Source organism: Actinopolymorpha alba DSM 45243 (assembly GCF_000373925.1).
Taxonomy (GTDB): Bacteria; Actinomycetota; Actinomycetes; order Propionibacteriales; family Actinopolymorphaceae; genus Actinopolymorpha; species Actinopolymorpha alba.
The window spans coordinates 34,039-57,400 of record NZ_KB892749.1 but is presented as its reverse complement, the minus strand read 5'-3'; the positions used below and the strand labels follow the sequence as shown (position 1 = coordinate 57,400).

General features: G+C 68.3%; 23 protein-coding genes and 1 pseudogene. 11 read left to right on the top strand and 13 right to left on the bottom strand.

Annotated features, from left to right (window positions below; all coding sequences use genetic code 11):
• The first annotated feature begins 34 nt into the window (after positions 1-34).
• Positions 35-574, top strand: coding sequence for a DUF2231 domain-containing protein (locus B141_RS40605; RefSeq protein ID WP_020575825.1), 540 nt, complete (start codon positions 35-37; stop codon positions 572-574).
• A 135-nt stretch (positions 575-709) separates the two neighbouring features.
• Here B141_RS40605 and rsgA read toward each other — a convergent pair whose 3' ends face one another.
• The 6 genes from rsgA to aspS all read right to left on the bottom strand — a co-directional run bounded on the left by rsgA (position 710) and on the right by aspS (position 7,643).
• Entirely contained in the window at positions 710-1,756 is a 1,047-nt protein-coding gene (gene rsgA, locus B141_RS0114100) for a ribosome small subunit-dependent GTPase A (RefSeq protein WP_020575824.1), read from the bottom strand.
• The gene (aroA, locus tag B141_RS0114095) at positions 1,753-3,045 is read right to left on the bottom strand and encodes a 3-phosphoshikimate 1-carboxyvinyltransferase (protein WP_020575823.1); all 1,293 of its coding nucleotides are present in this window, start codon (positions 3,043-3,045) and stop codon (positions 1,753-1,755) included. The genes rsgA and aroA overlap by 4 nt, the downstream gene beginning before the upstream one ends.
• A complete protein-coding gene (locus B141_RS40600; RefSeq protein WP_020575822.1) occupies positions 3,032-4,348 on the bottom strand; it encodes an MFS transporter in 1,317 nt (438 codons plus the stop codon). Before B141_RS40600 ends, aroA begins: the two co-directional genes overlap by 14 nt.
• Before the next feature lie 93 nt (positions 4,349-4,441).
• The gene (locus B141_RS45605) at positions 4,442-5,008 is read right to left on the bottom strand and encodes a winged helix-turn-helix domain-containing protein (RefSeq protein WP_020575821.1); all 567 of its coding nucleotides are present in this window, start codon (positions 5,006-5,008) and stop codon (positions 4,442-4,444) included.
• 213 nt (positions 5,009-5,221) lie between these two features.
• Positions 5,222-5,935 carry a DoxX family membrane protein gene (locus B141_RS40590; RefSeq protein WP_020575820.1) on the bottom strand — a complete coding sequence of 238 codons (714 nt, stop codon included), beginning with the start codon at positions 5,933-5,935 and terminating at the stop codon, positions 5,222-5,224.
• A 397-nt stretch (positions 5,936-6,332) separates the two neighbouring features.
• Entirely contained in the window at positions 6,333-7,643 is a 1,311-nt protein-coding gene (gene aspS, locus B141_RS0114075; protein WP_020575819.1) for an aspartate--tRNA(Asn) ligase, read from the bottom strand.
• A 475-nt stretch (positions 7,644-8,118) separates the two neighbouring features.
• Between aspS and B141_RS0114070 the strand changes: the two genes are divergently transcribed.
• The 4 genes from B141_RS0114070 (at position 8,119) to rsrA (ending at position 10,756) form a co-directional block, all read left to right on the top strand.
• Positions 8,119-8,931, top strand: a complete 813-nt coding sequence (locus B141_RS0114070) for an SOS response-associated peptidase (RefSeq protein WP_020575818.1) — start codon at positions 8,119-8,121, stop codon at positions 8,929-8,931.
• A gap of 77 nt (positions 8,932-9,008) precedes the next feature.
• Entirely contained in the window at positions 9,009-9,644 is a 636-nt protein-coding gene (locus B141_RS0114065) for an alpha/beta hydrolase family protein (RefSeq protein WP_020575817.1), read from the top strand.
• A gap of 216 nt (positions 9,645-9,860) precedes the next feature.
• Complete coding sequence (locus B141_RS0114060; RefSeq protein ID WP_020575816.1) at positions 9,861-10,475, top strand: sigma-70 family RNA polymerase sigma factor; 615 nt, start codon at positions 9,861-9,863, stop codon at positions 10,473-10,475.
• A complete protein-coding gene (rsrA, locus tag B141_RS0114055; protein ID WP_020575815.1) occupies positions 10,472-10,756 on the top strand; it encodes a mycothiol system anti-sigma-R factor in 285 nt (94 codons plus the stop codon). Before B141_RS0114060 ends, rsrA begins: the two co-directional genes overlap by 4 nt.
• A 98-nt stretch (positions 10,757-10,854) precedes the next feature.
• Here the strand turns inward: rsrA and B141_RS52790 are convergent, their stop codons facing one another.
• Positions 10,855-10,929, bottom strand: a complete 75-nt coding sequence (locus B141_RS52790) for a 50S ribosomal protein bL37 (protein ID WP_420313589.1) — start codon at positions 10,927-10,929, stop codon at positions 10,855-10,857.
• A 1,379-nt stretch (positions 10,930-12,308) separates the two neighbouring features.
• On the opposite strand from B141_RS52790, the gene B141_RS40585 reads away from it, so the two are divergent.
• The 4 genes from B141_RS40585 to B141_RS0114035 all read left to right on the top strand — a co-directional run bounded on the left by B141_RS40585 (position 12,309) and on the right by B141_RS0114035 (position 15,726).
• Positions 12,309-13,643 (top strand): HD-GYP domain-containing protein, encoded by a 1,335-nt coding sequence (locus tag B141_RS40585; protein WP_020575814.1) that lies wholly within the window; start codon positions 12,309-12,311, stop codon positions 13,641-13,643.
• The gene (locus tag B141_RS0114045; RefSeq protein WP_084678287.1) at positions 13,529-14,938 is read left to right on the top strand and encodes an HD domain-containing phosphohydrolase; all 1,410 of its coding nucleotides are present in this window, start codon (positions 13,529-13,531) and stop codon (positions 14,936-14,938) included. Before B141_RS40585 ends, B141_RS0114045 begins: the two co-directional genes overlap by 115 nt.
• Before the next feature lie 132 nt (positions 14,939-15,070).
• The gene (locus tag B141_RS0114040) at positions 15,071-15,286 is read left to right on the top strand and encodes a biotin/lipoyl-binding carrier protein (RefSeq protein ID WP_020575812.1); all 216 of its coding nucleotides are present in this window, start codon (positions 15,071-15,073) and stop codon (positions 15,284-15,286) included.
• A gap of 59 nt (positions 15,287-15,345) precedes the next feature.
• On the top strand, positions 15,346-15,726 hold the full coding sequence (locus B141_RS0114035; RefSeq protein ID WP_020575811.1) for a thioesterase family protein: 381 nt from the start codon (positions 15,346-15,348) through the stop codon (positions 15,724-15,726).
• A 20-nt stretch (positions 15,727-15,746) separates the two neighbouring features.
• On the opposite strand, the gene B141_RS0114030 is transcribed toward B141_RS0114035, so the two are convergent.
• The 5 genes and pseudogenes from B141_RS0114030 to B141_RS0114015 form a co-directional block, all read right to left on the bottom strand.
• Positions 15,747-17,474, bottom strand: a complete 1,728-nt coding sequence (locus B141_RS0114030) for an acetolactate synthase (protein ID WP_020575810.1) — start codon at positions 17,472-17,474, stop codon at positions 15,747-15,749.
• A 37-nt stretch (positions 17,475-17,511) separates the two neighbouring features.
• A pseudogene (gene mctP / locus B141_RS40580) lies at positions 17,512-19,035 on the bottom strand (monocarboxylate uptake permease MctP); the annotation flags it as partial.
• 12 nt (positions 19,036-19,047) lie between these two features.
• The gene (locus B141_RS52250; protein WP_020575808.1) at positions 19,048-19,173 is read right to left on the bottom strand and encodes a hypothetical protein; all 126 of its coding nucleotides are present in this window, start codon (positions 19,171-19,173) and stop codon (positions 19,048-19,050) included.
• A complete protein-coding gene (locus B141_RS40575; RefSeq protein ID WP_051114071.1) occupies positions 19,170-19,448 on the bottom strand; it encodes a DUF3311 domain-containing protein in 279 nt (92 codons plus the stop codon). Before B141_RS40575 ends, B141_RS52250 begins: the two co-directional genes overlap by 4 nt.
• A 179-nt stretch (positions 19,449-19,627) precedes the next feature.
• On the bottom strand, positions 19,628-20,545 hold the full coding sequence (locus B141_RS0114015) for a DUF2785 domain-containing protein (protein WP_040421267.1): 918 nt from the start codon (positions 20,543-20,545) through the stop codon (positions 19,628-19,630).
• 102 nt (positions 20,546-20,647) lie between these two features.
• Between B141_RS0114015 and B141_RS0114010 the strand changes: the two genes are divergently transcribed.
• Complete coding sequence (locus B141_RS0114010; RefSeq protein ID WP_020575805.1) at positions 20,648-22,117, top strand: PAS domain-containing sensor histidine kinase; 1,470 nt, start codon at positions 20,648-20,650, stop codon at positions 22,115-22,117.
• A 102-nt stretch (positions 22,118-22,219) separates the two neighbouring features.
• Here B141_RS0114010 and B141_RS0114005 read toward each other — a convergent pair whose 3' ends face one another.
• Positions 22,220-22,471: a WhiB family transcriptional regulator gene (locus tag B141_RS0114005; RefSeq protein WP_020575804.1), complete on the bottom strand. Its 252-nt coding sequence runs from the start codon at positions 22,469-22,471 to the stop codon at positions 22,220-22,222.
• Between the two features lie 428 nt (positions 22,472-22,899).
• On the opposite strand from B141_RS0114005, the gene B141_RS0114000 reads away from it, so the two are divergent.
• Positions 22,900-23,358 carry a hypothetical protein gene (locus B141_RS0114000; protein WP_157181007.1) on the top strand — a complete coding sequence of 153 codons (459 nt, stop codon included), beginning with the start codon at positions 22,900-22,902 and terminating at the stop codon, positions 23,356-23,358.
• The last annotated feature ends 4 nt before the right edge of the window (positions 23,359-23,362 follow it).

Below are 23,362 nucleotides of genomic sequence, written 5' to 3'. Positions count from 1 at the left end.
ATGGTTGTTTCCACTTGCGTACTGGAGGTCTGCGATGTTCGACAGCGCGTTCGGACTGCCGCTGCACGTGCTCGTCATCCACGCGGTGGTGGTGTTCGTACCGCTCACGGTGCTGGGGGCGCTCGGGTACGCCGTCGTGCCGCGGTGGCGCTGGCTGCTGCGCTGGCCGGTCCTCCTGGGCGCGGCCGCCTCACTCGGCTCGGCGTTCGTCGCCAAGCAGAGCGGGTACTCCTTCTTCCAGCAACTCGGCGCACCGTCGCTGGCGAAGGCGCACGAGGACCAGGGCCAGCTCCTGGTGTGGGTCCTGCTCGGCTTCTTCGTGGTGGTGGCGGCCGCGACCTTCACCCTCAGCGGGCCCACGCGGCTGGTCAACGGCCGGCAGTATCCCGGTGCCGCCCGGCCCGTACAGCTGGTGGTGGCCGTCGTATTGGTGGCGGCCGCTCTGGTCGCCGGCGTGCAGGTGGTGCGGACCGGCGACTCGGGCGCCCGTGCGGTGTGGGGCGCCGCCCCATCGATCGGGCCGGCGGTGCCCACGCATCCAGGAGGAGACGTCGCGTCCGTACGATCCGCCTGAGAGGTCGCACGGTCCGAGGAGGCGTACGTCCATGTCCGAGCGGCTCGTCCAGCTGACCGAACGCGTCTGGCTCTGGCCGCTGACCGCGATGCGCGCCGCCGGACTCCGCTGAGAGCCGCGGGATCGCACGGCCTCTTAGTCGCCGGTGTGGCGTTCGCGGGAGTCGAGGAGCCGGCGGTACGACTCCACTCGAGCCGGGTCGAGCCGCCCGTCGGCGACGGCTTCGTCGAGCGCACACTCGGGCTCGGACCGCGCGTGCGTGCAGCCTCGTGGGCAGTCCTTCGTCACCTCGTCCAGGTCGGGGAACGCCTCGATCAGCCGGTTGGGGTCGACGTGCGCCAACCCGAACGACCGGATGCCGGGGGTGTCGACGATCCACCCTCCGAACGGCAGGGCCAGCAGCACCGCCTGGGTCGACGTGTGGCGCCCCCGACCGGTCACCTCGCTGACCTCGCCGATCGCCCGCCGGGCATCGGGCACCAACGCGTTGACGAGGGTGGACTTCCCGACCCCCGAATGCCCCACCAGCACACTGACCCGGCCGGCCAGCCGGTCGTGCAGCACCGGCGCCAGCTCCTCGTCGTGCCGGGTCACCACGGACGGAACCCCGAGCGGACGGTAGGTCTCGAGCAGGTCGTCGGCCGAGGCCAGGTCGCTCTTGGTCAGGCAGAGCAGCGGATCGAGGTTCGCGTCGTAGGCCGCGACGAGGCAGCGGTCGATGAGCCGGGGCCGCGGTGGCGGGTCCGCGAGCGCGGTGACGATGACGAGTTGGTCGGCGTTGGCGACGATCACCCGCTCGACCGGATCGTCGTCGTCCGCGGTACGCCGGAGGACGGTGGCGCGTTCCTCGATCTCGACGATCCGTGCGAGGGTGCCGGGTTGCCCCGAGACGTCGCCGACGAGCTTGACCCGGTCACCGACCACGACGCTCTTGCGGCCGAGCGGCCGGGCGCGCATCGCGATGACGGTGCGCTCGTCCGACGCCTGGTCGGTGTTTCGTCCATCGTCGGGTGGCGAGCCGGCGACCCGGCAGGTGTAGCGGCCGCGGTCGATCGTGACGACCACGCCGGTGGTCGCGTCGTCGTAACGGGGGCGCTGCTTGGTGCGGGGTCGGGTACGGCGCGCCGGGCGAGCGTAGCTCTCGTGGTCGTCTACCTCGAAGCGGCGGCGCCCGGAGCTCACGCAGCCGCCTCCCGGCTGAGCATGGCGGTCCACATCCCGACGAAGTCGGGCAGGGTCTTGCTGGTGGTCGCGATGTTTTCGATCTGGAGGTCGGGAACGACGAGCCCGAGGACCGCGCCGGCGTGGGCCATCCGGTGGTCGGCGTACGTACGGAACACCGCACCGTGCAGCGGCCTCGGCCGGATCTCCAGCCCGTCGTCGGTTTCGCGGATGTCGGCGCCGAGCCGCGCCAACTCGGTGGAGAGCGCGGCGAGCCGGTCGGTCTCGTGACCGCGCAGGTGCGCGATGCCGCGAAGGTAGGACGGCTCGCTGGCGAGGGTCGCGACCGCGGCGATCACCGGCGTGAGCTCGCCGACGTCGTGCAGGTCGAGGTCGAGCCCGGCGATCGACTCCGGCCCGCGCAGGGTGAGTCCCTCGCTGTCGAGGCGGACGTGGGCACCCATCAGGCCGAAGATCTCGTGCAGGTGGTCACCGGGCTGGGAGGTCTCGTCCGGCCAGCTGAGGACGCGGACCCGCCCGCCGGTGACCAGGCCGGCCGCCAGGAACGGTGCGGCGTTGGACAGGTCGGGCTCGACCTCGACGTCGATGGCCTTGATGGGTCCGGGAGCGACTCGCCAGGTGTTGGGGTCGCTGTCGTCGACCTCGACACCGCGGGCACGGAGCATGCCCACGGTCATCTCGATGTGCGGCAGCGACGGAACCGGCTTGCCGACGTGGTGGATGGTCACGCCCGCGTCGTAGCGGGCGCCCGCGAGCAGCAGCGCGGACACGAACTGGCTCGACGACGAAGCGTCGATCTCGACGGTGCCGCCGGGCATCTTCCCTTGACCCCGGACGGTGAGGGGGAGGGCGTTGCGTCCGTCGTCGTCGATGGTGCCGCCGAGGGTGCGGAGCGCATCGAGGATCGGTCCCATCGGACGCTCGCGCATCTGTGCGTCACCGTCGAACTCGACGTCGCCACGCGCGAGGACCGCGGCGGGTGGCACGAACCTCGCGACGGTGCCAGCAAGACCACAGTCGACATTCGCTGGACCGCGCAGCTCCCCGGGCGTCACGGACCAGTCGCCGTCGACATCCTCGACGCCGACACCGAGCGAGCGGAGCGCGCTCGCCATCAGGAGAGTGTCGCGGGCACGCAGGGGAGAGCGTACGACCGAAGGCCCGTCAGCCAGAGCGGCGAGGATCAGGGCCCGGTTGGTGATCGACTTGGACCCGGGTATGCGAACATCAGCATCCACCGCAGCGGAGGCGACCGGCGCGGACCACAGGTCAGGCTCATGACTTCCCATCAATCGCTGAGCGTAGCTGACCTGGACTGTCCACGGCTTGATCTGCGTCCCGGTCGAGGGGGCGCATCGTCCGGATGCCTCTACTGACGCTGGCGATGACGGCCGCGACCGCGAGGAACGTCGCAAAGGCCGCGAACGCCCACTGTCCACCCCAGAGCTCCACGAGGACACCGGCGAGGAGAGGGGCGAAGGGCCCGAGACTCGTCGCGAACAGCGATATCGCACCGTCAACGCGTCCTTGCATGGCGTCGGGTGTGATCGCGATCTGGTACCCGAACAGGCCGGCGTTGATGGTCGGGCTCGGCAGGATCGCGATCGCGAGCAGCGCCGCCACGGTGTAGGTCCCTGGCGCCACTGCCGCGGCACCGACCAGGAGAACCATGAGCCACAGGGCGGCGATGATCAGCACCGGGGTTCGCAGCCGCCGCTGGAGCCAGGGAGCGACGAGCGCGCCGACCAGGCCGCCGGCCAGGATGGCGGACTGGACGCCGCCGATGCCGGCTACGGGGACGCCGCGCTCCCGCAGCACCACGACGAGTACGAAGATCAGTCCGATGAAGGACGCGTTCACAATCGGCGCGACTCCAAGGACGGCGCGCAGGAACGGCTCCTTCACCACGAACCTCAGCCCCATCATGATCGACCGCGCCAGCCCCTCCGGCTTGCCGCGGCGCTCGTCCTGCAGCGGTCGACGGATCGAGGCCACGGCGACGAGCGAGATGAGGTACGAGATCGCGTCGGCCATGAAGGGCGCGAACCGCGCGAGTGCGAAGAGCGCTCCGCCAAGTGGCGGGCCGGCGAGCTCGGCGGCGTAGCTGCGCGCCTCGTTCCGCGCTGACGCGAGCGGCAGCTGCGTCGTCGGCACAATGTGGCGCAACGCCGCGGACTGGGCCGGGCCGAAGAACACGCCGGCCGCACTCCCCACGACGCCGAGCACGACGATGACTGGCAGCGAAGCCCATCCCGTGAGGATGGCCACCACCAGCGTGCCGGCCGTGAGCGCGCGCACCGACTCGCAGGCGATCATGACCCGGCGGCGGTTCCACCGGTCGACCAGTGCGCCCGCCGGCAGTCCGAAGATCGTCTGCGTCGCGAGGTTGGCCGATCCGACAAGGCCCGCCTGGACCGGCGACCCGGTGAGGGCGAGCACCAGCAGTGGATATGCCAGGGCCGAGGCGGTGGTCCCGAGATCCGAGAATGCCTGGCCGACCCAGAGCCGCCGGAAGTCGCGGTTACGGTGCAGCGGCACCAGCTGCTCCGCTGTCGCCGGCGTGCCGGCTGAACCCACTGCCTCGGTCGACATGCCCATCCCCTTCCGATATGTGAAGCAACCGATGTGAAGCTAATGCTTCACATCGGGCGAAGGGAAGGCCTCTGGCCAGATAGGTTCTGGTGGTTACTCGACAATTGGTACGACGAGCAGGCCGGTTCGGACCCGGCGGGTGCCCTTGCGTCGACGACGGCCTTTACGACGGAAGGGTTCGGCCGCCGCGTGGAGCGCCGCGATGAGCTCATCGGTCTCAGCTGCCGTGAGGTAGGCGATACCTGTGTCGAGTTGGGCCTTGGCACGCCACTCAGCTGGCAGGTTCGGTTCGGCCGCCACGTACGCGTCGAACTCCTGGCGCTGGGTGTCGACCACCGAGCCGGTCAGTAGCGCGCCTGCCGCCTGTTGGGCCCTCGTCGTGAGACTGGAAATGTTGAGGCCCTTGCCAGCCGCCCGCCACGGACGTTCGCGGGCGTCGGTGGCGGAATCGTCGCGTTCGATGATGCCGAGCTTCTCCAAGGCCCGCATGTGGTAGCTCATCGCGCTTGGCGTCAGGCCGGTGAGTTCGGCGAGTTCGGTCGACGTCGCCACCCGACCGCCGTAAAGCTCGTCGATCACGGCGATCCGCGCGGGATGGCTGAGTGCCCGGATGGCCCTCGGATCCTTCAGCGTGATCTGTTTACGTGAACGTCGAGCCATGTGCGAAACCCTAGAAGGTCGCGCGAATACTGAGGTCGCGGGCTGCGCGGCGCCGGGCGCCGCTCGCTCTCCGCGCCCCTGCCCGCGCGACCTCTAGGGCTCGCGAGTCCTCCCGACTTCGACCCGGTATCGGCATGACCAACGATCACCAGGTCGGTGGCTGAGGCGCGCGTGGTCGGCCGAGTCGCGACCGTTGACCCATTCACGGGTACCTCAGTGGGACAGGCCGGCCTTCTCCAGGACGGGCTTCGCGGCCGAGATCACCTTCTCCTTACTGACCTTCGCGGGTCCGCGACCCTTTCCGGCTCTGGCCGGACGGCCCGGCCTTGCCGGCTTGCTGGCCGCCTTCGCCGCGAGGCGGAACTCGCGCTTGGCGGCGCGGGCGGCCAGACGGGACTCGACCTTCGCCGCCTTGGCCGCAAGCTGGGCTTCCCGGCGGGCGGCCCGGGTCATCCGCCTGGCTTCCCGGGCGCCGTGCCGGGCGCGCCAGACCAGGCTCGGTTTGCCCTCGGTGTCGACGGCGGCGAGCAGGAGGCCGCCGGCGAGGCCGAGGTTCTTGAGGAAGTGCACCTGCTGGTTGGCGCGCTGGGCCGGGTCGTCTTCCTCCCAGAACGCGTGACCGGCGATCGTCGTCGGAACCAGCGACGCCGCGAGCGCGAGCGCGCCGGCCCGGCGACCGCGCCCGGTCGCGAGGGCGATCCCACCCAGCACATGGACGGCGGCGTTGAGGCGGACCAGGGTCCGGGGATTGTCCGGAACCCGTTGGGCCAGCGCCGGCGGCGTGGCCTTCTTGATCGTCGGCACCACCTGGTCGGTGATCGGCTTCGCCCTCGGCACCAGCGGGTCGGGGTTCCTGAGGCTGCGTACACCCATGATCACGAAGACGGCCGCGAGCATCGGACGAGCCAGCATTCTGACGAGCGTCATGAGATCTTCATACCGCGTCCGGGGCCGTCCCGAACATCACACGACCGAGCGGGACGAGGGAACTTCCGTCTCCGGTGCCCCTCGCCACGAGAGGGCGCCCGTGCTCGCCGAACCTTGAGTAGACGCCCACTTCTGCGGCGGGAGCTGGGCATCTACTCAAGGTTTCGCGCCGCGGCGCCTTCAGGTCGGGCCGCGAGGTTTGCGTGGTGGCCACGTGGCGCGATGGGAACCCGAACTGGCCTCACATCGCAGTACCTCAGCAAGACCGTGAAACTTAGGGGGTCATAGCACCCCAAAAGCTTCACAATCTGGGGTGGCCTGGCCATTACGAGGCTGCCGGCCGTTCACCAGGCTCCTACGCCTGGTGAACGGCCGGCGCCACCGCCTCCGGACACCCTCAGGGTGTGAGGCGGTGCAGGTCACGCGGGAAGAGCGTCACCTGGCGGATGTTCTCCGCACCCGTGAGGCGAGCCGTCCAGCGTTCCAAACCGAACGCGAACCCGCCATGTGGCGGCATGCCGTACCTGAACGTGTCGAGGTACGACGCGTACGCCTCGACCGACTGGCTACGGGACTCCAGGGCCGCGACGTAATCGGTGTACCTGTGCAGCCGTTGGCCGCCGGTGACCAGCTCCATGCCCCGGAAGATCAGGTCGAAGGAGTTGGACCAGCGGGGGTCGTCGGGCTGCGGATGGGTGTAGAACGGCCGCTTCACCATGGGATAGCCGGTCACGAACGCGAAGTCGCTGCCGTGCTCGCGCAGCGCCCAGTCGCCGATCGCCCGCTCGTGTGCGGGTGCGAGGTCGGGTTCGTCGGGCGGAGCACCGACCAGTCGCAGCGCCTCCGAGAAGTGCAGCACCGGGATCTCCTCGGGCAGCTTCGGCAGCGTGAGCCCGAGGCGTTCCACGGCCTCCGGTGCGCGCTCGCGAACGGCCTCGAGCATGCCGCGCACCACCTGCGACACGACGTCCATCACGTCCCGATGGTCGGAGATGAAGCCGAGTTCGCCGTCCAGCGAGACGTACTCCGCCAGATGCCGCACCGTGTCATGCGGCTCGGCCCGGAACACCGGACCGACCTCGAAGACCCGCTCGAACACCCCGACCAGTGTCTGCTTGTAGAACTGCGGGGACTGCGCGAGGTACGCCGGCCGGCCGAAGTAGTCGATCTCGAAGACGTTGGCGCCGCTCTCGGTTGCCGAGGCCACGATCTTCGGCGTCTGGATCTCGGTGAACGCGAGGCTGGAGAGCGTGTCGCGGAAGCCCGCCACGGACGCCGCGGTGATCTCGAACGGCGCCCGCACCACCGGGTGTCGCAGCGTGACGGGCGCGCTGTCGAGCAGGGTGGGCAAGCCGGTGTTGACAGCGGGCCGCCAGAGCTCGACGGGCGGCGTCTCCGCTGGTTCGGAGAGGAGGGTGAAGGTCGGGTCCACGACCTCCACGCCTCCCGGTGCCTGCGGGTTGGCCACGGCCTTCCCGGTGACCTCGACGACGGTCTCTTCGGCGTACTCCTCGATCAGTGCGACGGCTTCCGGCTCACGGACGACGATCTGGGCGAGGCCGGTTCGGTCACGGAGTACGACGAACGTGACGGACGCGAGGCGCCGGCGGCGGTGGACCCAACCCCGAAGCACGACGTCGTCACCGGCTCGCGAGGGGAGCTCGGCGGCGAGTGTGCGGGTGCGCGACTGAAGGACAGACTGCTGCACGGGTGGTCACCTCCCACGGGTGTGGGGAATCCAGGGGGTCCCCTGGCTTCCCTGCCTGGTTGCGTCCCCTGGGGTGTGGGCGAGGGGGACTCGCGGTGCCACCACACCTTCGCCGCCGGGTCCGCGTTGATCTGGACGCGACGGCCTCGTTCGGGCCCGATGACGGGGGCCGGCCGGCGGAGCTTACTGGGCCAGCATCCAGGCGTGGACGGGCCGTTTCTCTCCGCGGCTCGGGAGGGTCTTCGCGGTGGGGACCGGACGCCGCCTTCTCAGCTACCGGTCGACTCTCTGTGCTCCGGGGGCCCCGCGCTACTTGTCTCCGTCGTTGCCGTTGGCGACAAGGGTACGCGGTCCCCACGCATCGCCGCCCGCAGCAGCGGCTCGGGGACTGCCCGAGTTGGTTCTGGGCGGGCGGTCCAGAACAATGGGGGCGACGACGCCCAGGTGTGGGACGCTCCAAGGGAGGTTGGGCGATATGTGCGGGCGATACTCGCTGAGCCGAGATCCTGAGGACCTTGCCCGGGAGTTCGAGGTCGCGCGGGTCGATGTACGCGAAAAGCTCGCGCCCGACTACAACGTCGCGCCGACCAAGAAGGTCCCGGCGATCCTCGACCGGTTTCCCGGTGACGATCGCGAGCAGGAGCCCGAGCGCCGGCTGACCGTGGTCCGGTGGGGCCTGATCCCGTCCTGGGCAAAGGACGCCGCGATCGGCAACCGGCTCATCAACGCCCGCCTGGAGACCGCCCACGAGAAGCCGTCCTTCCGCCGGGCGTTCGCGGCCAGGCGTTGCCTCATCCCCGCCGACGGTTACTACGAGTGGTACACCATGCAGGCCGAGGCGCAGGAGGAGCCGGCGGATCCGCCGAAGGGACGCAAGCGGGCACCGAAGGCGCGCAAGCAGCCGTTCTTCATCCATCGCAACGACGGTGGCGTCCTCGCCATGGCTGGGCTCTATGAGATCTGGCGGGATCCGAGCCGGGAGGAGGGCGACCCGGAGCGTTTCGTCTGGACCTGCACGATCCTCACCACGACCGCTGAGGACAACCTGGGGCAGATCCACGACCGGATGCCCCTGCTCGTCGAGCGGGAGCAGTACCCCACCTGGCTGGATCCGCGGATCAACGACGCCGACCGGTTGCGGGGGGTGCTCGTGCCCGCCGCTCCCGGACGGTTGGATGCCTACCCCGTCTCGACCGCGGTCAACAACGTCCGCAACAACGGGCCCGACCTGGTGGAGCCCCTGCCCCCGGAGGACTCCGTCGGATCCGGTGCGACCCAGCTGTTCTAGCCGGGGTGGTGGCGTTCCCCAGACCGTCATGCCGCCAGGTGTGAGCGAGGGCGCCGAGGATTTGGGACGATCATCACATGACCTGGACCAAGCGGTTTGTCGAGACCCCAGAAGGGCCTGCTCGGCTCATCTACGACCGCGCGCGTCGCACGACCGCGACCCTCGTGCTCGGCCACGGTGCGGGTGGCGGACCCGACGCCTGGGATCTCGAGGTGCTTGCTGCCGCCCTTCCGGAGTACGACATCACGGTGATCCGGGTCGAGCAGCCGTGGCGGCTGGCGGGCAAGCGGGTCGCCCCCAGTCCCGAGGTGCTCGACCGGGCGTGGACGGGGGCGATCAACGCACTCCGCACCCGGAATCCCCTCATCCTGGGTGGGCGCAGTGCGGGTGCCCGGGTGGCCTGCCGTACCGCCCGGCGGCTCGGCGCGGTCGGCTGCGTGGCCCTGGCGTTCCCGCTCCATCCACCCAAGCGGCCCGAAAAATCCCGGGCTGAGGAGTTGCTCGCGACCCGGGTGCCGACGCTCGTCGTCCAGGGGGAGCGGGACCCGTTCGGGCGGCCAGAGGAGCTCCCTGAGGGGTCGGACGTCACCATCGTGCCCGGAGCCGACCACGAGTTCCGGGTGGGCCGGTCCTCGCCGGTCAGCCAGGAGGACGCGCTCGCGATCATCGCGGAGTCCGTTGCGGAGTGGATCGCCCGGATTGTCGGACCGTGAGAGGCGTCGCGCGGCGATCGAACGGGCTGCTGAGATCGGCCCGGGAATCCCTTGGAACCGCCGGGTGTTACAAGCGGTCGAACAGACGTCCTGCACGAAGGAGGCCATGTGGTTGCTGCCTGCCCGGCCCGGCCAAGCGCGGCGGAGAGCTTCTCGAACTGGCGAGAGTGGACGCCCTCGAACGCCGGGACAGCGGTGGAGCTATCCTCGCGGGCGATGACAGCTGTGCCTAAGACCGAGACGCCCGAGGAGCGAAACGCCCGCTTCGAGCGGGATGCCCTCCCCTTCCTCGATCAGCTGTACAACGCGGCGCTCCGCATGACGCGCAACCCAGCGGACGCCGATGACCTGGTCCAGGAGACGTTCGCGAAGGCGTACTCGTCGTTCCACCAGTTCAGCGAGGGNACCAACCTCAAGGCGTGGCTCTACCGCATCCTGACCAACACGTTCATCAACAGCTACCGCAAGCGGCAGCGGGAGCCGCAGCGTGCCGCCACCGAGGAGATCGAGGACTGGCAGCTCGCGCGGGCGGAGTCCCACACGTCGGCCGGTCTGAAGTCCGCTGAGGCCGAGGCGCTGGAGCACCTGCCCGACTCCGACGTCAAGGAAGCACTGCAGCAGGTGCCCGAAGACTTCCGGATGGCGGTCTACTTCGCAGATGTCGAGGGCTTCTCTTACAAGGAGATTGCCGACATCATGGGGACCCCGATCGGTACGGTGATGTCACGACTTCACCGGGGCCGGCGTCAGCTGCGAGAGCTCCTCGAGGACTACGCGCGTGAGCGCGGGCTCGTCCCGATGGTCCACGGGAAGGGTGGCGACGACGCATGAGCTGCGGAAAGCCGCACGAGGTTGACTGTACGGAGATCCTCGAGCGCGTCTTCCTGTTTCTCGATCGCGAGATGGACGAGGCCGACTGCTCCAAGATCGAGCAGCACCTCGACGAGTGCGCGCCGTGCCTGCAGAAGTACGACCTCGAAGAGCTTGTGAAGGCGCTGGTGGCACGCTCCTGCGGCTGTGACAAGCCGCCGGAAGGGCTCCGCCAGAAGGTTCTGATGCGCATCCGAGAGGTGCACGTCGAGATCTCGGAGCGCTCCAGCGAGCTCAGCTGACGTTCTCCGCCCGCCAGGAGCACCGAAGCGTCGTTACCCTCAGAAAGCCGGAGCGGACCCCGCGGGGTCCGCTCCGGCTTTCTGCTGTGAGCTCAGGCTCAGGTGTTGGGGCGCTTGCCGTGGTTGGCGTTCTTCTTGCGCCGAGCCCGGCGCCGGCGTCCGTTCTTCGCCATGACTTCACCTTCTCGTCTTCTCGTGTCGATCCAGCTGCTCGGTCGCGCCAATCGGGTCCCGGCAGTCCGTCAGTTGTGGTCAACTGCACTTCGACACAGTCGCCGAGTGGACCGGCTGCGCGCTCTGGGCATCTTCGCATGACGCCTCTGGAACGCCGCAGCGGCGTCCGCCAGGCCAGGGTCGAGCGCTGACGCAGAAAAAAGGGGTGACTCTGCGTATGAATTTTTCAGCGTCTTCCGGTTCGATGCCCGGTCCGCCCGGCTTGCCTTCTACAGACAGTGATCATGAACCGAAGCGCGGCGGCGCGATCGTATGCGGTCCTGGCCCCGATCGCGCACCTTGTTGCAGGGCCACGCTCAGCTCGGTGAAGGAGCCGCTTCGAGGCCTGTGCACGTTCCGTAATGAGGGTCGTGGCGATCTGTCGGATTCCTGGTCTGACCACCTCGGCAAAAAGTTACCGAGTGTACGACGGGGTGTCGTACTTCGGTGGTTTTCGACCGAGACGAACCCACGCCTCGGCAATGACGGAACGTCATGGTGACATTATGGAGTCGCGCTCTCGAGGGGGACTTGACCCTGCGCCACGTTCGCCGTTGACTCTTCTTCACAAGGTCTTAGCTGCTACGGGGACAGCGGATCCGGGGAAATTCGCGAGCTGTGGCTGTATGCGATACGTGTTCAGGCATAGGTATCCGTGGTAGCTCTCCGCGCATTCAGGTGATTGCCGTGATACCTCCGCGTGACATTGGCAGGAATGGAGGTTCGGCTATGCGCAGCGGTTCCTTCCACATCAAGCCTCGTGCTGGTTTTGGCTTCGACTGGGGCTGATCTGCCCTGGCTGACTGCTCGCATCGGGTTGTGGTGTAGGCAGTGCGTTTGCTGACGGAGTAGTTCGGTGGGACAGAAGTAGGTGGGAGGTGGATTGGCGATGAGCGCGTTTTCGGCTGGCAAGGGTGGCTACGAGTGGGGCTGATCTGCCCTGGCTGTCTACTCGCATCGGGTTGTGGTGTAGGCAGTGCGTTTGCTGACGGAGTAGTTCGGTGGGACAGAAGTAGGTGGGAGGTGGATTGGCGATGAGCGCGTTTTCGGCTGGCAAGGGTGGCTACGAGTGGGGCTGATCTTCCCTGGCTGACTGCTCGCATCCGGGTGTGATGTCGGCGGCAAGCGTGCCGGTGAAGACTCGCGCGGGGAGTTCTCCGCGTAGCCGGTGAACGCAGGGGTACTTGCAGGAACCTGACGTAAGGAGAGGAGGATACGTAGATGAACACGTTCTCGGTGTGCGAGCTGGCTGGCAAGGGCGGCTACGAGTGGGGCTGATCTGGGTTGGTGTCGACCACTAAGCTGTTCTGTAGCAGTCGGTCAGGAAGCGTGGTAATCGATGCCGAGCCGTGCGACACGGGCCTACGTGGTCGGACTATGCGCCGTCGGTGGACTCGTTTCGGTCCTCTCGCTGCTGAAGGTTGACCGCCCCACAGACGTGGTCTGGTTCGGGCTGCTGGTCTACCTGACAGAGCGACTCAAATCTCGGCTTGGTCACAATGTCCTCGCCTCACTGGCATCCGTAGTGGCGGTCGCGACGTATCCCGTCATAGGAATGTGGGGCGCTCCGGCCCTCCTCGCCAGCGCGCTGGTAAGACGGCACGGACTCAACTTCTATAAACGTGGTTACAACGTTGCCCAGAATGTCATCTGCACGTTTCTCGGCGGCGCGGTGTACGTCGCGCTCGGGGGCGAGGTAGGCCCACTCGCCAAGGAATCGTTTCCCTACCTACTCGTGCCTATCTCGGCGGCGATCGTCACCTGGCACGCAACGAATGTCCTCCTACTCGCGGCAGTGCTTCGGCTCGATACCGGAGTGAGTCCGCGGCGCAGCATCGGATCGAACTTCGGCGAGACCTTCGTCAGCTTTATCGGCTACTCCTATCTAGGGCTCCTGCTCGCGGTGCTCTGGCTGGGGCAGTGGGGGCCGATCGCGGGCGTCCTGCTGGTGGCGCCGCTTCTCGTCGCGCGCTGGGCGTTCGCCCAGTACGCCGCCGAGCAGAAGGCTCACCAGGCGACGCTGCAGGCGCTGGCGCAGGCGATCGAGACGAAGGACCTGTACACCCGTGGTCATGGGGAGCGGGTGAGCAGGGCCGCCCGGATGCTGGGTGCCGAAATGGGTTGGGACGGCGAACGCCTGGAGGCTGTGGCGGAGGCCGGCCTCCTGCACGACGTCGGCAAGATCGGCGTGCCCACCCGAGTCCTGCAGAAGGACGGGCGGCTCACCGAGGAAGAGTTCGACTCCATCAAGCTGCACCCGCTGCACGGTGTCGAGGTCGTTGGCGACATCGCATTCCTCGAGGACGCGCGGGCCGGCATCATGCACCACCACGAGCGTTACGACGGTACCGGCTACCCGTCGGGCCTTCGCGGCACTGACATCCCTATCTTTGCTCGCGTGCTCTCGATCTCCGACGCGTTCGACTGCATGACCAGCGTCCGCTCCTACCGCGCGGCGCGGCCCGTCGACGAGGCGATCGAGGAGCTGATCCGCTGCCGGGGCACGCACTTCGATCCCAACCTGGTCGACCTGTTCGTCCCTGCCGTCCAGCGGGACGGATGGCAACCCGCGCCGGTCCAACAGGTGCCGGTCACCAACAAGAGCTCGGCCTACGATCACGACGACCCGGTACATCCTCCCCAGGTCGAGGGGTCCCCAGAGGGCACCACGTGACGGGGCCAGCACTGCCGGCCNGAGTGCGGCCATGGCTTGACGGCTCTGCGGTCATCGTCTCGTTCGCGGCGCTTCTCATGGTGACCGCGGTGGCCGCGACCGCCGCGCGTGGTGTGTCCGCTCCGATTGTCGCCGGTGCCTTCGGCTGCCTGATCGCCGTCGGTGAGATGGTGCGGCTCCGCCTTCCCGACGACCGCGTCCAGGCTCCCATCGGGCTGGCCGCCGCGCTCGGGTATGCCCTGCTCAGCCACCTACCCAACGAAGGCCGCGCGACCCACTCGATCCTGCAGACCGTGGCGGTCACCTCCGGAGGCATGCTCGCCGGCGCGCTGCCGCATGCTCTTGCCGGCCGGGAGTCCGAGCTCGAAGGCATCGCCCGCCGGATCCTCGTGGTGGCAGGTGTGGCCGTGGTGTTCCGGCCGCTGGTGCTGGACGACGGTACGTACGGCTGGTTCGCGACCCACCCCCGGTGGTACGTCCTCGTGACCATCCTCGCGGTCTTGATGACGTGGCCGCTCGAAGCGTTGCTCGCGGCGGGAGTGCAGGCGAGCCAGCAGCTCGGGCCGTTCCGGGCGATGCTACGTAACGAACTCGTCGCGTTCTTCGGGATTGGCGCGGCGATCGCGTCCACCGGCGTGCTGATCCCGCTGGCGACCTGGGAGGTCGACCTGTGGGCCCTGCCCCTCGTCATCATTCCGCTTTTCCTTGCCCAGTTGGCGTATCGCCGGTACACCGCCATCCGGCGTACGCAGGTCCAGACGATCCGTGCGTTGTCCCGGTCGACTGAGGTCGGTGGCTACACCGAGACCGGCCACGCGCGCCGGGTGACGGAGCTGTCCCTCGCCATCGGTCGCGACCTCGGGCTGCCAGAGAAGCGACTCCAGCTGCTGCAGTACGCCGCGTTGATGCACGACCTCGGGCAGCTGTCCCTGACCGATCCGATACCCGGCGGCGCCACGGTGCTGCTCACTCCCGACGAACGCCGCCGGATCGCGCAGTTCGGTGCCGAGGTGGTCCGGCAGGCCAGCGTGCTGGAGGAGGTCGCGGAAATCGTGGAGGCGCAGGCTGAGCCGTACCGCCGTCCGCACCTGCCCGACGACGTGGACGTGCCGCAGGAGAGCCGGATCATCAAGGTCGTCAACGCCTACGACGACATGGTCGGTAACGCCACCAGCGAGGACGCCCGGCTCGAGGCGCTCGAAGGCCTCCGTCTCGGGATGGCGTACGAGTACGATCCGCGGGTGGTCGCCTCGCTTGCCCGGGTGCTCGACCGAACGTCGCTGATCCGTCGCTGACCGCCACCTTGTGTCGCGGACGCCGCCGGGCTGGTGGGTCCGCGCGGTCGCTGCGGGTACGTCAGGTGTGGCGCCGGGTCGGGAGAGCTCCCGGCGTGATTGGATGGCGGGCGGTCCACGGAAGGAGGGGTAGTGGCTGAGCAAGTCCGTGCGGAGATGGTGGCCAACGTCTTCGAAGTCAGTGTGCAGTCCGGCGACTCCGTACACCCAGGCCAGACGCTGTTGGTCCTCGAGTCGATGAAGATGGAGATCCCTGTCCTGGCCGAGTCCGCGGGCGTGGTGCGCGAGGTCACGGTCAAGCCGGGTGAGGTCGTGCAGGAAGGCGACCTCCTCGTCGTCCTCGACTAGGCCACGCCGCCGCGCTCATGCCGTCACTCGCACCGGGTCTTCGAGCCAGCGTCTCGCACGTGGTCGCCCTGCCAGACACCGCCGAGGCGCTCGGGAGCGGAGACGTTCCCGTCCTTGCCACTCCGCGCCTGCTGGCCTGGGCCGAAGAGGCGACCTGCGCCGCGGTGGCGGGCGCCCTTGCCGCAAACCAAACCTCCGTGGGTAAGCACGTCGAGCTGTCCCACCTCGCACCCAGCCCGTTGGGGGAGCGGGTAACCGTCAGCGCGGTCCTGGTCGCGGTCGATGGCCGGCTGCTGCGCTTCGAGGTGACCGCGGAGCATCCGGACGGCAGCTCCGTGGCGCGTGGCGCCGTAACCCGTGCCGTGGTGGACCGTGACCGTTTCCTCGCCCGCCTTTGTCTGCCGGGACCCTCGGGACCCTCGCCCGACCAAACTTCCTGACCGCGCGTGCCAGGTCTTGCTCAGACGCCGAACGTGGAGCGGGGGTAGGGGATCTCGGGGTCGGTCAGCACGTTGAGCAGGTACGGCACACCGGAGTCGAACGCCCGGCGAAGCGCCGGGCCCAGCTCGCCAGGCTTGCGTACCGTCTCGCCGGCCCCGCCGAGTGCCCGCACGATCACGTCGTACGGCGTTGCCGGCTGCAGATCCGCCGCCACGTCGTAGCCGTACAGCATCCGCATCGGGTGCTTCTCCAAGCCCCAGCAGCCGTTGTTGCCCACCACCATGACGACCGGCAGCCGATGGCGTACCAGCGTGTCGACGTCGAGCAGCGACATGCCAGCGGCCCCGTCCCCGAGTAGCACGACCACCTGCGACGACGGCCGGGTCAGCCGGGCCGCGATCGCCGCGCCGAGGCCGGCACCGAGACATCCGAAGGGACCGGGATCGAGCCAGCAACCGGGCTGGCCCGGCTCGACGTACTTGCCGGCGAACGACACGAAGTCGCCCCCGTCACCGATCACCACCGCATCGTCGGCGAGCAGCGGCACCAGCTCGCCGTAGATCCTGGCCGGATGGATGGGGTCGGATTCGGCGGTGAGCAGCGCCTGGTCGCGGCTCTGCGCGGCCAGGCTCGCGGTGCGGAGCTCGCTGCGCCACGCCGACCAGTCGGGGCGGCGGAGCAGCTGACCCCAGGCAGTGGCGAGTCCCGCGAGCAGGCCGGTGAGGTCGCCGGCGGCCGAGGCCGCGAGGGGAGTGTGCGAGGCGAGCTGGCCCGGCGAGTCGGCCAGGTGGACGACCTTGGCCGGGGGCGCGCCGTCCTTGCCACCGAAGCTGCCGTAGTTGAGCCGGAAGTCCAGGGGAGTGCCGACCACGATGGCAAGGTCAGCCCGCCCGAACGCGGTTGACCGCGCCTTCGACGCCAGGAGCGGGTGGCCCGCCGGCAGGATCCCGCGTCCCATGCCGTTGGTGACCGCGGGGATCGCGAGCTCCTCAACCAGCGTGCGCGCCGCCTCCTCCGCGCCGTCGAGCCAGACATCGGAGCCGAGAACGACGACCGGCCGCTCCGCCTCGCGCAGCAGCGTGGCGATCTCGGCCAGCGCGTCCGGGTCGGCCCCTTCGGACGGGCCCGCCGGCACGGCCGGCGACGACGGGCTCGCCGGGATCGACGCGGTCGTACGGGAGTAGAGCTGGTCCATGGGTACGTCGAGGAACACCGGCCCGCGGTGCGGGGTGTTGGCCACCCGGAACGCCTCGTCGACGGCGCCGGCCAGCTCGCCCACCGACGGGACCGTCCGGGCCAGCTTCGTGACGGGCGCCAGGAGTGGTGGATGGTCGAGCTCCTGCAGGCTGCCCGATCCCCACCGCTGCGTCGGCGCCCGGCCACCGAGGAGTACGAGTGGCACCCCAGACTGCCGGGCCTGGGTCACCGCGCTGACAGCGTTCGTCACTCCTGGGCCGGCCGTGACCACGGCCAGCCCAGGTCGCCTGGTGAGCTTGCCGACCGCCTCCGCGGCGAAGACGGCGGTCGCTTCGTGGCGTACGTCGATCAGCCGGAGCGGTGGCGGCTCGGGCCGGGCCCGACCACCGACGGCCGCGTCGTACAACGGGAACACGTGCGCTCCCGACAGCGTGAACATCGTGTCGACGCCGTGCACCCGGGCGACCGCGACCGCGAGCTCGCCACCGTGGCCTTCGATGGCGCTCGCGTCGTCCTGGTCACCGTGCTGCGTGTGACCGTTCTCCGTCATCCCGGCAACCTACCGCCTCACGCCAGGCAAGGACGGGTCATGCTTCGGCGGGGCTACCCGCCTTTCCGCCCGGCTGTGGGAGTGGGGCATCGCGTACCCCCGGCTCGCCCGCATCGGCGTGGTAGTCGTCCGGGCTGGTCTGGTCGACACCCTCGGCCACCTTGAGAGCGCGGAGCACCACCGTGACCGCGACCGTAACGAGGACGTTGAGCACCCAGGCGGTGAAGGCGACGTACCCCTTCTCCCCGATCAGGGGAATGTCAGCGGTCGAGCCACCGAAGTGCTGGGTCCCGGTGACGGGGTTGGTGATGTTGTACGCGGTCCAGGTGCCATAAGCCATGCCGACCGCCCACCCCGCGAACAGCCCCCAGCGGTGGAACCACCGGGTGTAAAGGCCGAACACCACGGAGGGGAACGTCTGGAGGATCCAGATCCCGCCGAGCAACTGCAGGTTGATCGCGAAGCTCTTGTCGAGCCCCAGTACGAAGATGAGGGCACCGAACTTCACGAGCAACGACACGAGCTTGCTCTGCCGGGCTTCTTCCGCGTGACTGGCGTCCGGTTTGAGGAATGCCTTGTAAACGTTGCGGGTCCACAGGTTGGCCGCCGCGATCGACATGATGGCCGCGGGCACGAGCGCCCCGATCGCGATGGCGGCGAACGCCACCCCTGCGAACCAACTGGGGAACATCGCCTCGAAAAGCATCGGCACCGAGAGTTGGGCGTTCGGCTTGCCATTGAGGCCGACCGGGTTGATTCCCGCGGCGATCGCCATGAACCCAGTCAGCGCGAGGAGCGCGAGCAGGAACGAATAGGCGGGCAGGATCGCGGCGTTGCGGCGCGGCACCGAGCGGTTCTTGGCGGACAACACCGCGGTGACCGCGTGTGGATACATGAACAATGCCATCGCGGAGCCGAGCGCCAGAGTCGCGTACGGCCACGCCTGCCCGAGTCCGACGAAGGAGAAGCCCTCCGGGCGACCGGCGGCGTCGTCCGCGGCGGCGAACTTCTCCCCGGCCGCGTCGAAGATCCCGCTCCACCCGCCAAGTTTCGTGGGGATGTAGATGATGGCGACGGCGATGACGAGATAAATCAAGGCGTCCTTGACAAAGGCGATCAGCGCGGGCGCGCGCAGCCCGGACGAGTAGGTATAGGCCGCGAGGACCGCGAACGCCAGGAACAACGGAGCATCCGCCACCAGGATGTTGCCGGAGCCGCCGAGCCCCATCACCTCGAACACCGCCTGGATTCCGACCAGCTGCAAGGCGATGTACGGCATTGTCGCGAGGATTCCGGTGAGCGCGACGGCGAGGGCGAGCCCCCGTGAGTCGAATCGAGCCCGGACGAAGTCAGCGGGTGTCACGTAACCGCGCCGATGCGACACCGACCACAGGCGGGGCAGGAACAAGAAGACGAGCGGATAGACGATGATCGTGTACGGCACAGCGAAGAAGCCCTGCGCACCCGAAGCGAACATCACCGCGGGCACGGCGACGAACGTGTAGGCGGTGTAGAGATCCCCGCCGAGAAGAAACCACGTCACCCAGGTGCCGAACTTCCGTCCGCCAAGCCCTCATTCGTCGAGGCTCGCGAGGCTGGCGCCCTGCCGCCACCGGGCGGCCTTGAAGCCCATGATGGTGACGGCGAGAAAGAGAACGACCACGACCGCCAGAGCAACGGTGTCAACTCCACCTTTCATCGTGCCCCGCCTTTCCGCCGCGGTTGTGGTGTGCGGTGTTGCTGTCCCCGGCGTTCTCGCTGCACCAGGACGAAGGCGCAGGTCGTGAGGATGGCCGACAGGAAGATCCAGAGGAACTGGTACCAGTAGAAGAAGGGAAAGCCGCCAAGCCGTGGCTCCACCCGGGAGTACGACGAGACCCAGAGCGTGCCGAGAAAGGGCAGGGCCAGCAGGACTCCGACCAGCACCCGGGTTGGCGTGAGGAGCTCTGTGGTCCTTCGTGTGTGTTGTGCCATCAGGACACCTCCGTGAGGTGGGGGTGGGCCCAGACGGGCGAAGCCCGAGTGGGGCCGGAACCACACTGCAGGCCGCGTTCAACAATGGCGGAATCGGAGGCGGTTCGCGACATAACGCCCGTAAAAGGACGTCACGATTGATGCGTCGGCGGATTTAGAGCGAGTTCAGGAACTGGCTCTCAGTGCTTCGGTGTGGTGAAGAGCCACGGCTGGCTCGTCCGCAGGACCCGGAGCAGGACGAGCAGCAGGTCGGCACGCACCTGCGGGGGCTTACCGAACAACGCCACGTCTTGCGGGGTCTGCTTGCCGTGGACACCCAGCGCGAGTTGGAGATGCAGGGCGCGAAGGAAGTTCATGGTGTTGCCGGCGACGGGCGTCGGCCATTCGGGGGACGGGTCGCCGTTCGGCACGGTTGGACGCACGATGGCGGTTGCGAGGCGTTCGATCCAGGGCTCGAGAACGTCAATGCCGAGCAGGTTGCGGTGGAGAATGGCCATCACCGCGAACGCGAGCCGATCGTCCTCGTCATGCAGGAAACGGTAGGGCGTCGGGGTGAGTAGGCGATCGGCCACCACGTCGAGCAGGACGGTGAGTTCGAGCTTGCCGAAATGGTGCGAGCGGGCGAGGGCGCCGATGAGGTCGGCACCATGGCCCACCGCGTGTGCCCAGCCCTGGCCGTCCACCCAGCCGCGCAGGTCGCGCTCGCGGACGAACCACGACGCGGCCCGATCGCCCCACCTGAAGACCGCGTCGGAATGGACGACCCGGGTGACATGGTCGCGCAGGATCGCCTCGGCGAGAAGAAGGGACGAGAACGACCGCCGCAGAACCGTGTCGGTGCCGTCTTCACCAAGCCCGGTGAAGAGTCCCTCGGACACCCCATCACCGAACCCCGCAAGGAGATCGTCGTAGACACCTTCGCTGATCCAGGCGGCCAGCACGGGATAGGCGATACCGCCGCGCACCTGATGGTCGGGGTCGCCCAGCATGTGAACGAGTTCGGTGGTGAGGTCGTCGAGGGGCCGGTCATCGGGCAGCCTGAAGCCGCTTGCGCGGACCTGCTCCCAGTACCCTGACCGAACCCCCACGGGGGACATCATTTCAGACCCGCCTCCCGGTCTGTACGGGTAGGGGCGCTGGACGTGAGCGAGCCGCCGCACCCTGTGAGGACGGGTGTTCGACGGAGATACGCTCTCGGCGTGCCCTCTCTTGACGATGTCGTACGCCAGTACACCGATCTTGGCGACGTGGACCGTGAATGGCTGCACCGGCTCGTGGCCGAGTGGCAGATGCTGGCCGACCTGTCGTTCGCCGACCTTGTGTTGTGGGTGCCGGACCGGGAGGGTCTCGGCTTCTGGGCGTGCGCCCAGATGCGTCCCACCACCGGACCTACCGCCCACCTTGACGATCTCGTGGGGTCGTTCGTTCCCCGTGGCCGGCGTTCGTTACTCGATGCGGCCTTCGACGAGGGCCGGATCTGCCGCGAGGGCGACCCGGAATGGCGTGACGAGGTGCCGGTCCGCATCGAGAGCATTCCGGTCCGTCGCTGTGATCGGGTTCTTGGCGTCATCACCCGCAACACGAACCTTCTTTCGGTCCGTACGCCGAGCCGTTTGGAGTTGACGTACCTCAAGACCGCCACCGATCTCGCCCAGATGATCGTGGACGGTGCGTTCCCGCTTCCCGGCGAGCGGGTCGACCTCGACTCCGCGCCCCGGGTGGGCGATGGCCTGGCCCGGTTGGATCCCGACGGGATCGTCACCTATGCGAGCCCCAACGCCCAGTCGGCGTACCGTCGCCTTGGCCTCACGGGCGATCTCCTCGGCTGCCACCTTGGGACGACCACTGCCGAGCTGTTGCCTCCGTCGAGGAGGCCTGTCGACGAAGCGATCTCGGCACTCATTTCCGGTCGCGCGCCTCGTGAGACGGAGATCGAGAGCGGCGCCGCGGTCGTCAGCATGCGGGTGATTCCGCTGGTGCCCAAGGGCGCGCCCGCGGGTGCACTCGTCCTGCTCCGTGACGTGACCGACCTGCGCCGGCGGGAACGCGAACTCCTCACGAAAGAAGCGACGATCCGCGAGATCCACCACCGTGTCAAGAACAACTTGCAGACGGTGGCGGCGCTGTTACGCCTGCAGGCTCGCCGGCTTGGCACGACTGGTGGCCGCGAGGCACTGGAGGAAGCCGTACGCCGGGTCGGGACGATCGCGATCGTGCACGAGACTTTGTCCACTGCCTTCGAGGAACGCGTCGACTTCGACGAGGTGGCCGATCGGGTCCTCGCAATGGTCGCGGAGGTGTCGATTCCGGAGACCCGGGTGGTTCCGCGGCGCAAGGGTTCCTTCGGGATGCTCGACGCCGAAACGGCGACGCCGCTCGCGATGGTTATTACTGAGGTGGCTCAGAACGCCGTCCAGCATGGCGTTGGGCGTTCCGGCGGTCGGGTGGAGGTCGTGGGCGATCGGCAGGACGGGAAGCTACGGGTCGTCGTCGAGGACGACGGGCGAGGGCTTCCCGATGACTTCGACCTCGAGGTGTCTGGTCGGCTTGGGCTGCAGATCGTCCGGACCCTGGTCGAAAGCGAACTTGGCGGACAGCTCACGATCGGGCCTGGACGCGAGGGCAAAGGCACTCGGGTGGTCGTGGACATCCCCGACGTAGGCCTCTGAACGCCCGTTCCGAACAGAACTTCTCAGGACAGCTCGTGGTCGGGGCACAGATGCGGGGAGGCCCAAGCCAATGGCCAGGGCCTCCCCACAAAAGCTTCGCAGTCAGATGATGCGGGCACGGGAACGAGCGGCGCGTCGCTTGAGCGCCCGTCGTTCTTCCTCGCTCATGCCGCCCCAAACACCGGCGTCTTGTCCAGTCTCGAGGGCCCACTGCAGACAGAGGTCAACGACATCACACCGACGGCAAACCGCCTTGGCCTCCTCAATCTGCAGGAGTGCAGGACCTGTGTTCCCGATCGGGAAGAACAGTTCAGGGTCCTCGTCCCGGCAGGCGGCCCGGTGGCGCCAGTCCATCAAGGCTTCACTCCTCGGTTCGCGCGTGTCGGTCTCCACCGACTACGCAAGGCTGGTTAATAACTTCTGCTGTGTGAACACTTTCACGATCGCCCGCGCGAAGGCATGCTCACGCCACTCTCCCAGCGGCGCCCACACGGATTGTGATCGCTTGCGTCAGCCCCCGGCGCTTGCACCGGTTGGGTGCCGCGCCTCTCTGCAGGCTCGATAGTTTCAACTATGTCAGCGATACACAAGACCCTTTCCGTGTTAACCCCTGGAAAAGTCGATGTCAGTTACGTCACAGAGTAGATCGAAGACTTACGCAGGGTAACGAATCCGGATATCGGACGTCATTGCGACTCGCCGAACCCGTCAGCGTACATGCCGTACTGGCGGGCCGGCGCTGCGGTGCCTTCTCCTGCTCGCCGTCTCGGTAGCCTTCGAGCATGACAAATCGGCGTACCCGCTCGCGGCGGACCAAAACCGAGCAGGCGTCGAGTCCGCCGCCGGAGCCTTCCGTCCACGGTGGTCGGCGGGTGCCGAAAACGTTGTACGCCGCGGCCGCCGTCGTGGCGCTTGAGGCCCTGGGCGCGGTTGCCGCCGGGTGCTGGCTCGTGGTCGAGGCCCTGCTGCAACATCCGCGCGGGATCGCCATCGCCTTGGGCAGTGGGGTGTTCGTGCTCGCGGCCGGGGCTGGGCTGGCCGGCCTGGCGTGGGGCCTCTCACGTGCCCGGCGCTGGAGCCGTGGCCCCACCGTCGCCGCGCAACTGATCCTCCTGCTGCTCGGCGTCGAGTTCGTCCGGGGCAGCGCGACCACGGCTGTGGGGGAGGGCATGCTCGCCGCCGCGGTCGCGACTCTCGTACTGGTCCTGGCGCCGGCCTCGACCGCGTTGTTCCGGGAATGACGGA

Coding starts and splice junctions, on each gene's coding strand:
- rsrA (WP_020575815.1), top strand. CDS start 10,472: ATGAGCTGCGGAAAGCCGCACGAGGTTGACTGTACGGAGATCCTCGAG.
- B141_RS0114015 (WP_040421267.1), bottom strand. CDS start 20,545: ATGTCCCCCGTGGGGGTTCGGTCAGGGTACTGGGAGCAGGTCCGCGCA.
- B141_RS0114030 (WP_020575810.1), bottom strand. CDS start 17,474: ATGACGGAGAACGGTCACACGCAGCACGGTGACCAGGACGACGCGAGC.
- B141_RS40575 (WP_051114071.1), bottom strand. CDS start 19,448: ATGGCACAACACACACGAAGGACCACAGAGCTCCTCACGCCAACCCGG.
- B141_RS52250 (WP_020575808.1), bottom strand. CDS start 19,173: ATGAAAGGTGGAGTTGACACCGTTGCTCTGGCGGTCGTGGTCGTTCTC.
- B141_RS0114000 (WP_157181007.1), top strand. CDS start 22,900: ATGACAAATCGGCGTACCCGCTCGCGGCGGACCAAAACCGAGCAGGCG.
- aroA (WP_020575823.1), bottom strand. CDS start 3,045: ATGGGAAGTCATGAGCCTGACCTGTGGTCCGCGCCGGTCGCCTCCGCT.
- B141_RS40585 (WP_020575814.1), top strand. CDS start 12,309: ATGCCGAGCCGTGCGACACGGGCCTACGTGGTCGGACTATGCGCCGTC.
- B141_RS0114005 (WP_020575804.1), bottom strand. CDS start 22,471: ATGGACTGGCGCCACCGGGCCGCCTGCCGGGACGAGGACCCTGAACTG.
- B141_RS40605 (WP_020575825.1), top strand. CDS start 35: ATGTTCGACAGCGCGTTCGGACTGCCGCTGCACGTGCTCGTCATCCAC.
- B141_RS40600 (WP_020575822.1), bottom strand. CDS start 4,348: ATGTCGACCGAGGCAGTGGGTTCAGCCGGCACGCCGGCGACAGCGGAG.
- B141_RS45605 (WP_020575821.1), bottom strand. CDS start 5,008: ATGGCTCGACGTTCACGTAAACAGATCACGCTGAAGGATCCGAGGGCC.
- B141_RS40590 (WP_020575820.1), bottom strand. CDS start 5,935: ATGACGCTCGTCAGAATGCTGGCTCGTCCGATGCTCGCGGCCGTCTTC.
- B141_RS0114065 (WP_020575817.1), top strand. CDS start 9,009: ATGACCTGGACCAAGCGGTTTGTCGAGACCCCAGAAGGGCCTGCTCGG.
- B141_RS0114070 (WP_020575818.1), top strand. CDS start 8,119: ATGTGCGGGCGATACTCGCTGAGCCGAGATCCTGAGGACCTTGCCCGG.